Source organism: Companilactobacillus zhongbaensis (assembly GCF_003946515.1).
GTDB classification, from domain to species: domain Bacteria; phylum Bacillota; class Bacilli; order Lactobacillales; family Lactobacillaceae; genus Companilactobacillus; species Companilactobacillus zhongbaensis.
On the sequence record NZ_RHOM01000006.1, the window covers coordinates 70,728 to 83,816 of the forward strand.

A 13,089-nucleotide genomic window follows, 5' to 3' on the forward strand; every position below is an offset into this window, starting at 1 on the left:
TAAAGATGAATTTATTGGAGGACTATCGATGGTTTTAACAAACGGAAATGAAATTTTCAATGCTGCCCGTAAAGGCGGATATGCTGTTGGTGCTTTTAACATCAACGACTTGGAGTGGACACGTTCAATCTTGGCCGCTGCTGAAGAAACAAAGACACCTGTATTGGTTCAAACATCAATGGGTGCTGCTAAATACATGGGTGGATATGAATTATGTCTACACCTTGTACAAGACACTGTAAAATCAATGGGAATCACTGTTCCTGTTGTAATGCACTTGGATCATGGTAACTACGAAGCTGCTAAAGAATGTATCGAAGTTGGTTACAACTCGGTTATGTTCGATGGCCACGACTTACCTTTCGAAGAAAACCTTGAAAAGACTAAGGAAATCGTTAAATTAGCTCATGCTAAAGGCATCTCAGTTGAAGCAGAAGTTGGTTCAATTGGTGGTACTGAAGACGGTATCGTTGGTCTTGGTGAATTAGCTGACGTTGAAGAAGCTAAGACACTTAACGCTACTGGCGTTGACTACCTTGCTGTTGGTATTGGTAACATCCATGGTGTTTACCCTGACAACTGGAAAGGCCTAAGCTTCGATCGTCTTAAGGAATTAGCTGATGTTATTGACACACCACTTGTACTTCACGGTGGTTCAGGTATTCCTAAGGACCAAATCATCAAAGCTGTTAAGATGGGTATTTCAAAGGTTAACGTTAATACTGAATTGCAACTTTCATTCGCTAAAGCAACTCGTGAATACATCGAAGCTAAGAAAGACTTAGACATCGATGAAAAGGGTTATGACCCACGTAAATTGCTTGCTCCTGGTGCAAAGGCAATCACAGAAACAACAAAAGAACGTATCGAATGGTTCGGTACACCATCTGTTAAATAATAGATATTTTCCAATATTGAAAGACAGACCTTCGGGTCTGTTTTTTTTTGACTATTTTTTACGATTAAACGTATAATAGTTCCATTCTGTAAAAGAGGTGTCCCCATGCACGAAATAAAAACTACCACTGATCTAAACTCACAAATTTATCGTGACTGTTTAAATATCCGGACCAAAGTATTCGTTGAAGAACAAAAAGTCCCCGCAGACATGGAAGTAGATGACTACGAGGACAAGTGCAAATATTATACTTTATACGTTGATCAAACTCCGGCAGCAACAGCTCGCTACTACCCCACTGACGATAACGGCATCCACGTCCAACGAGTGGCCGTTTCCAAGGATTTCCGTAAGCAAGGTTTAGCCAGTGAAGTGATCAACCGCATCATTAAAGATGCAAAAACAAACGGTTATAGTTATGTGATTTTGGGAGCCCAAGACCAAGCCAACGGTTTCTACAAAAAATTAGGCTTCAAAGTGGTCGGTGGCCAATATTTAGACGCCGGAATCCTCCATCACGACATGCGAAAAGAAATCTAATCCTTGCGTCGTGCATAAGAAAAATTAAACGCCCAATTTAAAAATAAATACAGCAACAATGGCGCAACACAGTACAAAACAATCATCAAACTATACTGCTGTTTAAACAATAAAAACCAAATAAACAAAAAAATAACGCTCAAAGCACAAACAACACTAGCGACTAGCTTAGCTCTTCGCTGATCCAAAGAAAGTGCCTCAGCGTTATTTTTTTTAGAGTCCGGATCGTTACCATTCATTTAATGTCACCTCATAAAAATTATTATATTAATTGTAACACCGTTACGGCACGAAACAAACCAAATGCTCAAAACTCATAACTAAATTTCATAACAAGGCAACATAATGGAAATGTAACCTCAGGCAAATGATAAGACTACTTATTCAGAATGAAAAGGAGAGCACAAAAAAACTCGATGATCATATGATATCGAGTCCTAATTAGTCTTTCCTATTCTCAAATGATGCTTCAACGAAGGAACGATCAGCTTATCTGACCAGCCAATAATAACGCCTTGAATGAACATGGCCAAAATAGTACCAATACCCACCGAAAGGATCCGACCACTGATTAAATAACAAATGATCATGATCACCACTGGTGGTGTATAGCTAAACAACTGTCCCCAACCAGCTGACCCGTGTAAATACTTGAATCTCAATAAGTATGCCAATTCGTCGTTTGGATGTTGGATCAAGTTGCAACGTTGATAGATCGATGTTCCGGCTGACACTCCGACCAATCCGACAATATCGATCAGAAATCTAACGACAATATTCATTTGGGCAAAATGCAATGGTCCATAAGCCCAGGTGAAAAAGCCGACTAGATAACTAAATGGTAGTGAAAACAATAAATTCGAAATAAATATGTGTCCGTCAAATTTACTCAATAAAATTTGATTCGTGATCGTTACTAATATTGCGTAAACGAACAAGGTCGTTCCGTATGGTACGTGGATCAAGGTCGAAATATTGACCCCTGAAGCCATCCAGACCGCACTCCCCATGTTACTGGATATCATCAAAGCGTTTGCCGCTGCATCCAGGATGATGGCAAATATTAAGTAACTCATCCTTCTTTTTAAATCATGTCCTTTGTTCAAAACTATCCCCCACTTTGATGATTATGATACTCGTTTAAAAAATAAAAAAACCGCGATTTGCGGTTTTTTTAACAATTCCTTATCTAACTTGTGTATACAACTTAACTTGACTAGCGTTAACGTAATAAGCGTTGTCTGTTCCCCATTGTAACAACTGTGTCCCATCACTCATTGTTACTTTGATCTTTGAGTTGTATATGAAACCATCAGGATTGATCAACATTAGTGGACTGATTCCACTGAGAGTTTGGTAACCAATTGGTTGTGTGATCTCATAAAAGAAATTGCCTGTTTCGATTTTTTCAACGCGTGGCATGTCCAAATATGCGTCGTTCGTGTCAGTTGTTGTACTTGCTTGAACGATTGGAGCTGATAAACCAACTGTTGAAGCCAACCCTAAAGCTAAAACAGCACTAGTAATAATAGTTCTAATCGATTTTTTCATAATATTCACCTCATGGAACAGTATAGTATATTCTTTATGAAGTTTCATCATTATATTAATTAATAAGTGTAAGCTATAACTTTACCGTTGATATAGTTAGCCAAATAAACTTCCGATATTTTTAAATTGTGTTCAGCCAGTTTTTCTTCGACCCACTCCGAGTCTTTACCAATGATGTCTAACTCGTCACTATTAACTTTGCCATCGAGAACGATTGGATACTTAATGTTTCGTTCATCTTTCATGATAACTGTCAGTTGAGCATTTTGTTCAAAGATCGCCCGTTTAACATTACGAATGTCATTAACGCCTGATTGGCGTAATTTAAAAGCTAAATCACTAGCGGACAATCCCATCTTCAACGCTGAGTTAACGTTGATTTTGCCATTTGTAATGACCTCCACTGGTGAGCCCTGTACGATTTTTTTGAATAAGTTATTGTGATTGGTCAAGAATTTAGCGATGAAGACGATCAATGTCCAGATCAACAAGACCATGGTAAATTGCAGCAGTGAAATGTCTTGGTTGTAAATCATACCACCGACGATACCACCAAGAACATAGTTTTGTAATTGATCGATCGCACTAGTTGGTGCTAAATTACTTTTTCCAAACAGATTGATTTGAATGACCATGAAAATAAATCCCACGGTGAATTTTAAAGTTAAATCTGCATATGAAAGATCCATTCCCACTCCTACTTTCTATAAGTTACATTATCTTTGTTTACTAAATGAACGTTCGTTAACGTAAAACTATTTTGATTAGTATCAAAACTTACTCGATAAATTTTTTTACCATCTTTTATGAGCATTCCTTCAGTCAATGCTGAACTATTTGAGTATAATTTTTTAGCGGACACATCTTTTGACTTTGCAACTGATCGCATAAGCGTTAAAGTTTGATTAGTCTTATTAGTTACATCTAACTGTTTTTCATAGTTATTGTAATTGATTCCAACGAACAAAGCACCGCTCAAAACGAAAATGATCAGAAGATCACGGTATTTGTTGTCAGTCCGATTGCGGTAATACAAATAACCGGAAATTACCACTGCTAGGACTAGAATCATCGAGACGAAGATGAATAATAGATTTGGCGTTTTGTTTTGTTCATCCAAATAATTGTATGAATAAAAAGTCATAAGTACCCTCCTATCTATGCAATTATTATTTTAATTCATTGAGCTCAAATTGTATAAAACAATATTGAAATTTTTATCAAAAGGAAGTAGATCAAATGCCATCAAGTACAGAATTAAGTGAACAATATTATAACCACATCATCAGAAGTTTGAAAAAACGAGAAGTTACCTTGGAAGATATCGCCAACATCGTCATCTTCCTCGAAAAAGATTACGTCCACGGTTTGAATGAAGCCTTAGCCATTCATGCCATCAAAAAAGTTCTACACAAACGTGAAGCGCAAAACGCCATCATGACAGGAATCGAATTAGACATTCTAGCTGAAAAAGGCCTATTATCTTCGCCAATGCAACGAATCATGCAAACCGACGAATCCACCTACGGAGTCGACGAAAACATGGCCATCACCCTAGCAAGCTTATACGGATCAGTCTCCGTAACAAACTACGGTTATGTCGACAAGTTAAAATACGGGATCCTCGATAAATTGAACGACAAATCAACAGGAAAAATCAACGTATTCCTAGACGACCTAGTAGGAGCCATCGCAGCTGCAGCCTGTGGTTGGTTGGCTCATAATGAAAATAAAATCGCGGATTACTTCGCTACTGGGGAATTAGAATAAAGCACAGAGAGCGCAGCGGGGTTGGTCAGCTGCTGAGGATTAACGCGTGTAGTCGCACAAGGTGCTGCGAAGCAGTGCCGCGACTACATGTGTTAACCGGAGGCCACTGCGTCTCGGAACTCGTTTCAAATCAGAGAGCGGAAGGCGACGGTCAGCTGCTGAGGATTTAGGGACTGTCAGCACCCAAGGTGCGGCGAAGCCGTGCCTGCTGACAGTTTCTAAACCGGAGGCCGCTGTCGCCTGGAGCTCGTTTTCGCATCCTTGAGGATAAAACTTAAAATCACTATCTAAACCGCAGCATACTTAATTAACAAGCATTAATAACACTATTCAATTTACAGCAGATTTAGTAGGCAAAAATTTATTGCACTATCTCAGCACTTCAAAAAATCACCCGTAAACATCAAACCAAACCAGTGACCATAACTTAAAAACTATGTTTCAATACAACACAAAAACTAAAACAAAAAAGCCGACAAAAATCGTCGGCTTTTTAAATTGGATAAATTACTTATTATTATTCTTATTGATCCACTTAGTAGAAACATCCATAGCAGCTCGAGTAGCCTTACTTTGGTCCAAAGAGTTAACCATAACAAAGTCATGCACCATACCCTGGAAACGCATTTGAGTAACATCTACGCCAGCTTGACGTAACTTTCTAGCATAAGCTTCACCTTCATCACGTAACACATCAGCTTCACCATTTAAGATCATAGCCTTAGGAAGATCTTTCAAGTCATCAATTGTCGCTCTTAAAGGTGATGCAGTGATCTCAGCACGTTGTTTTTCATCAGTAGTGTACTTGTCCCAGAACCACTTCATACCTTCTTTAGTGAGGAAATATCCTTCCGCAAATTCATTGTATGATTCTGTATTAAAATTGGCATCAGTTACTGGGTAGTAAAGAAGTTGTTGACTAATAGCTGGTCCTTGGCGTTTCTTTGACATGATTGTCATCACTGTGGCCATATTTCCACCAACACTATCGCCAGAAACTGTTAAGCGACTAGCGTCGATATTTAATTCAGAAGCATTATTAACTGCCCATTGCAATGCAGCGTAATTTTGTTCGATAGCAGTTGGATATTGGGCTTCTGGAGAAAGCGAATATTCTGGGAAAACGACGACAGAATTGGTTCTAACGGCCAATTCGCGGACTAACTTATCGTGAGTATGAGCGTTCCCAAACACCCAACCAGCACCGTGAATGTAAAAAATTACTGGTAGTTTTTCATAATTTGCTTCTGGACGAATGATACGAACATTGATATCTCCCCATTCACCAGTGGAAACTGGACGATCTTCGATCTCAACATTTTCTTTATGGACAGGACTATTTTGAACTTGGTCCAAAACCATGCGACCTTTTTCATAAGGAATCTCGTAAATACGAGGATGGGGATCAGTCGCCAAACTAAAGTCTAAGGCTTCCTTTTCCAATGAAATACGATCCAGTGTCATTTTACTTTCGTCAATCATGTAACAACATCTCCTTCAAATTTGTAATAATTATCTTATCGTTGTCATTAGCTATTTACAAAAACTTTGCTCATGATTTTTAAAAAAATTTTTTCTTCCTATGTTCGCCACAACGGCATTTTTAATTTTTGCAACAAAAAAATCAGTAACCTTGATCGAATTACTGATTTTTCCTTTGCATATTTGAATGATTTTTAAGGAGCACTTTGAATCGTCCAACCTAAGACGGAACCATAATCTTCATTTTTGACCAAATTTTCGCGAATGAATAATTTCAGGCCTGTTGTACTACTGTTTTCAATTGAATTAACCGTGCTCCCAGCTGGCGTGTCCGAAAGTACTACTTCGGAAGTACCAATTACTTGATAATCGCCATTGGGTGAATAATATCTCAATTCAGCATCCAGCTTATTTCCTGAATCAGAAGTAAATCCATCCAATTGTTCCAATAAAATTTTGGACTGTTTTTTATCACGACGGTTATCTGAAACGTTTAAAATATCAGCCGTTTCATCACCATTGATGGTTCCGGTCACTGGCTTACCGACGTTAGAAAATTTGAGCTTTCCGTAATCGATATCGTTCGCTTGGGCGGTCAATTTGTTATCACTAAAGTTGATCGTCAGCTCGTTGGCTGGGAAATTCCCATCGATATTGGATTCATCCTCTCTTTGACCGAACAACGTAGGTGTCGTTACGAATTTCGAGTTACCATTGTCTTCCACATCAAAACTAAATTCATAAGTGTGGGTCTTGTATTCGGAAAAATCAATATTAAACAAGTAAACGAATTGATAGTCTCCTGCTGGACCAGATCCGATGTAATAATCATCGGTTGGTTGGCCATCAACTTTAACTCCTGTTAAATCTGATCCATCTGGATCTTCATTCGTCTTCAAGTTATCCGGAAGGTTCACTTGAATCGCTCCAGACTTCATAATTGAATTCTTGTTGGTATCTGTGAATGAACCACGTACTGTTAAATTGTCACCGGCAATAACACCATTTATCATCGTGTCATCAGCGTTATGGTCGTTATGAGTGTTGTTGTATATGTTGCTAGTACCGGTTATTTTAGGATTAGTATCCGCAATAACTGTTAAATTAGCTTTATTAGTCGTAATAGTCGTAACGGTGTTATTTCCGCTAGCATCTTGGGTAGGAACTTTTAAAACAGCGTAATATTTATCATCGTTGTTATCGTAAGTAGTCTCTGGAGTTGTGTAGCTGAGACTATCCGCTCCTGAAATCGTTTCATCTTTGCCATCAACAACTCGATGCCAAGTGACTGAATTTACTGTCGTCCATTCTCCTTGGACTTTGAAGGTGGCTTTTTGACCTTCGTTAACGGTTTGGTCGTCTAATCCACCACCGATTTTGACTGGAGCACTTCCAGTAACTTGGTCGCCATTACTGTTCGTCAGTGTTGCGATTGCATGAACTGTTCCTGATTTGCTAGAGTTATTAGCTGTGATTTCACCAGTATCTGGATCGATCGTAGCTAGTTCAGTGTTATCGACTGACCAACTTAGTTTGGCAGTTGAATTGAATGGTTCTGGTTTGGCATAAGCTACAGTCATTGCAGGATCTTTTTGATTGTTATACAAGTAATCCTGTGCAACCGTGACAGTTACGCCCGTAGCTTCGACTGGATCAGGATAAGTCGTTACTGTTGCGACATCTGAGTAAAATGACTTGCCAAGCAACAATCCTTTTTTGATATAAGAATCTTGATAATACACCGTTCCAACTGATGTCGGATTAACGGTTAATTTGCGATTCGTTCCTCCACTAACTTTTTGCCAATTATCAGCTGAAGTAGGATTTGTGGAACTATACCATTGTCGACCGTAAAATGGGTAAACTATTGATCCTGCAAGATCAAAAGCATTCATATTTATTTTTACTGATAGATCAACGGGTTGGCCCATAAAAGTATATTGATCCTTCGGTTGTAAACCATATCCAGAAATAATAGTTAAAAACAATAAATCCACTGAATCCCCAGTTGGTTTTCCTTTCGGAACAATGGATATATCTTCAGCTTTTGCGTCAGGATTTGAATTCTCGCTAGCTCCGCCCAAGCCGATCAACAGTAAAAAAGTAAGCATAGAAATCAGGATGAGTTTCATAGTTTTCTTTGGCATTGATATCCCTCCTAGCTGACAAATTGATTACCTCATGCTATTGATAACAATGATTTTTTTCTTCTTAATTATACACGCTTTTATCCTAAAACGATATATTTATGTTTCACAAGCTCTTTATTTTTTTGTTACAAATTGTGGAGAAATTTAATTTATCATTCTATAATTGTAAACGCTATCTCTATTGATTTTATCGTAAAAAAATACCGAGTATTTCTCATACTCGGTAAAAATAATTTTGTTATTTTAGGATTTTTTTGATTGTGAAAATTGGTATGTACCTGTTTGATGGTTGGAGTTGGAATTGGTTGTTTGCATTTTTGGTTTATCATCAAGAATGGTGAACGAGTTTTAGGCGACTGTGGCCTTCGGTTAACACGGGTGGTCGAGGCACGACTTCGCAAATATGAGATAGTGCTATCTATTTTTATGGAGAAATCTGCTGTTAATTGAATAGTATATTCGATTCTTGTTAGCTAAACTTGCCGCAATTAGATAGTGATTTTATGCTTTATCCTCAAGGATGCGAAAACGAGTTCCGAGACGCAGCGGCCTCCGGTTAACACAGGTGTCGCGGCACGGCTGCGTATATACGAGATGGTGCTATCTATTTTTTATGGAGAAAACTGCTGCAAATTGAATAGTATTATCCTTTCTTGTTAGCTAAACTTGCTACGGTTTTGCGTAGTGCTTTTATGTTTTATCCTCAAGGATGCTGAAACGAGCTCCGCGAGGTAGCGGCCTCCGGTTAACACATGTAGTCGCGGCACGGCTTCGCCGTACCTTGTGCGACTACACGCGTTAATCCTCAGCAGCTGACCAACCTCGCTGCGCTCTCTGTGTTTAAATCCTCAGCAGCTAACCGCGTCTCTCCACTCTCTGCTATATTGGCGCGTTTTGGAATGTCCATTCTATTGTTGAATTGAACTGTCCATACTCAACAGATCCTTTTTGGATGTACAGTTTAATTCCATAGTCGTCACCATTTTTGACTGAGGTTAGTTGTTGGCCTTCGGCTGTACTTGATACTAGTGTATTGTCGTTGCCGATTACCTTATAACTTCCGTCATCATCGTAAAAACGTAATTCTGCTGGTAATGTTTTTTCTCCATTAGATGTCGTGAACGGTGTGCTTTGAGATACGTAAATGCTTGCAGCTGTTTTGTCACGACGGTTGTCATTGATTGTTAGTACGTTCGTACTGTCATCACCGTCGACTGTTCCTGTTTGTGGTTTTCCAATGTTATCGTACTTCAATGTTCCGTAATCCAAGTTGTTGGCACTTGCTGCTAATTTTCCATCTGTGAAATGGATTGTTAAGGAGTTACCTTCATAAGTACCATCGATTGGATCTTCATTCGAATCGACACCTGTTAATGATGGAACAGTGACAAAATCATAAGTATTTTTGTTTTGGGTGTTGAAACTTAATTCATAACTATGACTCTTAGTTTGAGTAAAATCAATTTCATAAAAATTAATAATGTAAGTCCCTGGATCACTACTGTTAGATACTACATAATAGTTTTCAGTCGATTGACCATCGATTTTAACATCAGTAATTGCTGGACGCCCACTGTCGTCTTTTTCAATATCTTTTGGTAATTTGATCTTGATCGATGCCGCACTCATGGCTGAATTCTTATTATCGTCAGTTGCGGTTCCCTTAATAGTGATATTGTCACCAGAAATCACGTTATTAAGCTCTGTGTTGTCAGCATTGTGATCATCGTATGAGTTATTGATGACTGTACTATTTAACAATACTCGCGGAACTTTATCTGGGATGACCGTTAAGGTTGCCTTGTTGGTAGTGATTGTTGACGTTTGCGGATTTCCTTCACTGTCATTTTGGGTGATCTTAATGACAGCGTAATATTGGGCTCCATTGTCATCGTAGACTGTTGCTGGTGTCGTGTAGCTCATTTTATTGGCACCTGAGATCACTGTGTCTTTGTTGTTAACAATCTTATGCCAAACGATGGAATCTGGTACAGCTGCGAACTGGCCTCCGATATCAAAGGTGGCAGTTTTTCCTTCGTCAACTTTTTGATTGTCCAGCCCTCCACCAATTTTTACCTTGGTAGAACCTGTTACAGTTGTTTCGTCAGAGTTGTGCGCTGTAGCAACCACTTCGATCGTACCTGACTTGCCATTTTTGTTGGCTGTGATCAATCCGGTATTAGGATCGATCGTTGCTAAATCAGAACTGCTTCCACTTAATGACCACGTTATTGTTGCGGTTGAATCAAACGGTTCAAGTTGGGCATGTGCATAAGTTGTTGAAGCATTTTCTTGATTATTGTACAAATAGTCATCATCGGTGGTGACATTGACCTTTGTTGCCTCTACTGGTTCTGGTAAGACCGTAACGCTTACCATTTTTGAATAATAACCAGACCTTTCATTTCCCCATAATCCTGATACTTTAGTATAAGTAGATTGGTAATATCTGGTTCCCACACTATCGGCAGGCAACGTTATATTAGCACTGTCTAAATCTGCTGGATCTCCCCAATTAATACCATCTTTACTCATCATCCACTGATAAGAAAATGGACGTAACGGATTGATCTCCAGCATATTGTACACAGCTTTGGACTGCAAAGTTACTGGTCGATCCAAATAAGTGTATTGACTAGTTGGTTGTAATGTATATCCACCAACGATATAAGCACCGATAATTCCGATTGGATCACCACTTGGTGTGTGTACTGGTGCAGCTTCGGCAGCTTCAACATTTTGAGAGGAAATGCTATTCTGATTGGTCCCCGGCAAACTAAAACATGTCGCAAAAGCTAAGACAATAATCAGTAAATATTTTTTTATATTTTGTCGCATAGCAATTCCCCCTAATTATTTTTTAGTTAAATAACAATATAATTATACCTAATATCATTCTAATACATAAAGTACAATTTAAGCAATAACATCACAAACTAAAAAAACGCCTACAACACGTGGTTGTAAGCGTTTCAGTAAAAATCTTATTTTTGAATTAAGCTGTTTGTTGTAATTTAGAAACGGCTTCTTGGATTGTCTTACCGTCTGCAAAAGAATTATTGTTATTCTTATCTACTACGGTAAACAATTGTGTGTCTGTATTTAATAGTACACGATATTTCATAATCATTTACCTCCTTTTAAAATATAACTGATATTCTAATCCCTTTTAAAAGAAAGTCAATCAAAAAGCATTCAAAACTTTTTAATTTTGATCAATCGATATAACAATCACCGTTATCTAACTATTACAAATCAATGATAATTTTTTAATCTTATCCGTTAGTGATATTGATGAACCATTGGCCCTCACCGACACGAAGAGCGGTACCGTCCATTGTCCGACGATCAACGTGATATTCGGTATTAGGTTGAGTGTATCGACCTGTTGACATCATGTTATCGTTGAAAATTTCTAGTGGTTGTGGTGTGCTGAGGTAGAGGTCAACGTATGCCGAAGCACGAACATCATTTATTGAAACGAAACCATTATTTGAAACGCGGTAATATAATTGTCCATTGATTTGAGCTAAGATGTCGGTATACCAAGTAGTCCATGGAGCAAGTCTAGGACTGTCGTAGACGTTACCATTACGGTCGACCATATCAACTAAACTATCAAATGTTGAAACTTCTCCTTTAGTATCGAAAGGTATGTAATTATCTGTTTTCGTTGTGTGATCAGTATCATTCAATGATGATTTATCATATCTCGAGTAGTTAGCATATCCATTCTTGAAAGTGTCATTGTATGACTGAACTGCTTTTTGATCGTAACTGCTTTCAGTTGCGGCATCGTTACCAAATTCTAAGGCAACGACCATGATGCCGTTATCCATGGAAACACCAACACCAACGGTTGATAAGTATGGATCTAGCAAGGCTTTACGGTGACCAAAGGTACCTTCAGGAGCCTTTTCTTCAGTGTAAAAATTCTTGATGAAATGAACTGCCACTTGATAAGGGTCATTTGGCAAACTAGCAATATCCCAATTAGCCAAAGCCTCTTTAGCATCATAGTCGTAAGGTGCCATAGCATCAGCTGACCAGTCGGCGTGACTGACTCCACCGCGTCCTACTTGAACATCCGCACGCGATTGGGCACACCCCTTCAATGAGTCCACGTTGTTGATCGCAGGCAGATTATTTTGAGCACGTAAATTGTTCAACTCGCTGAGCACATTAGCAGCCACTGCTTGAGTGTCCATATAAATTGAAGCTTGAGTATTAGCAGTTTGATCTGCTTGGGCTGAAGTCGTAGCGGTAGCTTCGTTAGAAGTATCAGCTGTTTCATCCCCAGTCGAAACAGGTGCAGTAGTTAAAACTGCAGAATGATCAGCATCATTGTCTGAAACTTCCGAATTAGTAGCTGGAACTTCAGGTGTATCAGCTTTTACGGCACTAACAGCGTTAGCATCAACACTTGAATCAACTGTATCCGCTTGAGCATTATTTTGCGTTAAAGCAATGGATCCTAAAACCAATCCAGCAATGAATAACGTAAAAAACTTACCTTTAGATTTAATCATATTAATTCTCCCTCTAAAACAAAATATAATACGTTTTTATAAATATAATTATACATTTATAAGATTTACAATCAAATCTAAATTTAACTTTAAGAAAATGACAAAAGAAAGAAATATTTTCATATTTTTTATATTGTAAGAGTTACCATGATATTTTTTCGAATCGTTC

General features: G+C 38.4%; 13 protein-coding genes. 3 read left to right on the forward strand and 10 right to left on the reverse strand.

Annotation, left to right across the window (positions count from 1 at the left end; all coding sequences use genetic code 11):
- Positions 1-28 precede the first annotated feature (28 nt).
- Positions 29-898 carry a class II fructose-1,6-bisphosphate aldolase gene (gene fba, locus EKM69_RS04265; RefSeq protein WP_125708469.1) on the forward strand — a complete coding sequence of 290 codons (870 nt, stop codon included), beginning with the start codon at positions 29-31 and terminating at the stop codon, positions 896-898.
- A gap of 105 nt (positions 899-1,003) precedes the next feature.
- On the forward strand, positions 1,004-1,438 hold the full coding sequence (locus EKM69_RS04270) for a GNAT family N-acetyltransferase (RefSeq protein ID WP_125708471.1): 435 nt from the start codon (positions 1,004-1,006) through the stop codon (positions 1,436-1,438).
- Here the strand turns inward: EKM69_RS04270 and EKM69_RS04275 are convergent.
- The 5 genes from EKM69_RS04275 to EKM69_RS04295 all read right to left on the reverse strand — a co-directional run bounded on the left by EKM69_RS04275 (position 1,435) and on the right by EKM69_RS04295 (position 4,133).
- A complete protein-coding gene (locus tag EKM69_RS04275; protein WP_125708473.1) occupies positions 1,435-1,677 on the reverse strand; it encodes a hypothetical protein in 243 nt (80 codons plus the stop codon). The genes EKM69_RS04270 and EKM69_RS04275 overlap by 4 nt on opposite strands.
- Positions 1,678-1,875: 198 nt before the next feature.
- The gene (locus EKM69_RS04280; RefSeq protein WP_164505843.1) at positions 1,876-2,544 is read right to left on the reverse strand and encodes a hypothetical protein; all 669 of its coding nucleotides are present in this window, start codon (positions 2,542-2,544) and stop codon (positions 1,876-1,878) included.
- A 79-nt stretch (positions 2,545-2,623) separates the two neighbouring features.
- Entirely contained in the window at positions 2,624-2,989 is a 366-nt protein-coding gene (locus EKM69_RS04285; protein ID WP_125708475.1) for a hypothetical protein, read from the reverse strand.
- Positions 2,990-3,048: 59 nt separating this feature from the next.
- Positions 3,049-3,678, reverse strand: coding sequence for a DUF421 domain-containing protein (locus tag EKM69_RS04290; RefSeq protein ID WP_125708477.1), 630 nt, complete (start codon positions 3,676-3,678; stop codon positions 3,049-3,051).
- An 8-nt stretch (positions 3,679-3,686) separates the two neighbouring features.
- Positions 3,687-4,133, reverse strand: coding sequence for a DUF3290 domain-containing protein (locus tag EKM69_RS04295; protein ID WP_125708479.1), 447 nt, complete (start codon positions 4,131-4,133; stop codon positions 3,687-3,689).
- Between the two features lie 95 nt (positions 4,134-4,228).
- Here EKM69_RS04295 and EKM69_RS04300 point away from each other — a divergent pair, with 95 nt between their 5' ends.
- The gene (locus tag EKM69_RS04300) at positions 4,229-4,759 is read left to right on the forward strand and encodes a phosphatidylglycerophosphatase A family protein (protein WP_125708481.1); all 531 of its coding nucleotides are present in this window, start codon (positions 4,229-4,231) and stop codon (positions 4,757-4,759) included.
- 507 nt (positions 4,760-5,266) lie between these two features.
- Here the strand turns inward: EKM69_RS04300 and EKM69_RS04305 are convergent.
- The 5 genes from EKM69_RS04305 to EKM69_RS04320 all read right to left on the reverse strand — a co-directional run bounded on the left by EKM69_RS04305 (position 5,267) and on the right by EKM69_RS04320 (position 12,920).
- Positions 5,267-6,241 (reverse strand): alpha/beta hydrolase, encoded by a 975-nt coding sequence (locus EKM69_RS04305; RefSeq protein WP_404825392.1) that lies wholly within the window; start codon positions 6,239-6,241, stop codon positions 5,267-5,269.
- A 194-nt stretch (positions 6,242-6,435) separates the two neighbouring features.
- A complete protein-coding gene (locus EKM69_RS04310) occupies positions 6,436-8,388 on the reverse strand; it encodes a hypothetical protein (protein WP_125708483.1) in 1,953 nt (650 codons plus the stop codon).
- Between the two features lie 882 nt (positions 8,389-9,270).
- Positions 9,271-11,229, reverse strand: a complete 1,959-nt coding sequence (locus tag EKM69_RS04315; protein ID WP_125708485.1) for a hypothetical protein — start codon at positions 11,227-11,229, stop codon at positions 9,271-9,273.
- 157 nt (positions 11,230-11,386) lie between these two features.
- Complete coding sequence (locus EKM69_RS12595) at positions 11,387-11,515, reverse strand: hypothetical protein (protein ID WP_263853849.1); 129 nt, start codon at positions 11,513-11,515, stop codon at positions 11,387-11,389.
- A gap of 151 nt (positions 11,516-11,666) precedes the next feature.
- Positions 11,667-12,920 carry a CAP domain-containing protein gene (locus tag EKM69_RS04320; RefSeq protein WP_125708487.1) on the reverse strand — a complete coding sequence of 418 codons (1,254 nt, stop codon included), beginning with the start codon at positions 12,918-12,920 and terminating at the stop codon, positions 11,667-11,669.
- Positions 12,921-13,089 lie beyond the last annotated feature (169 nt).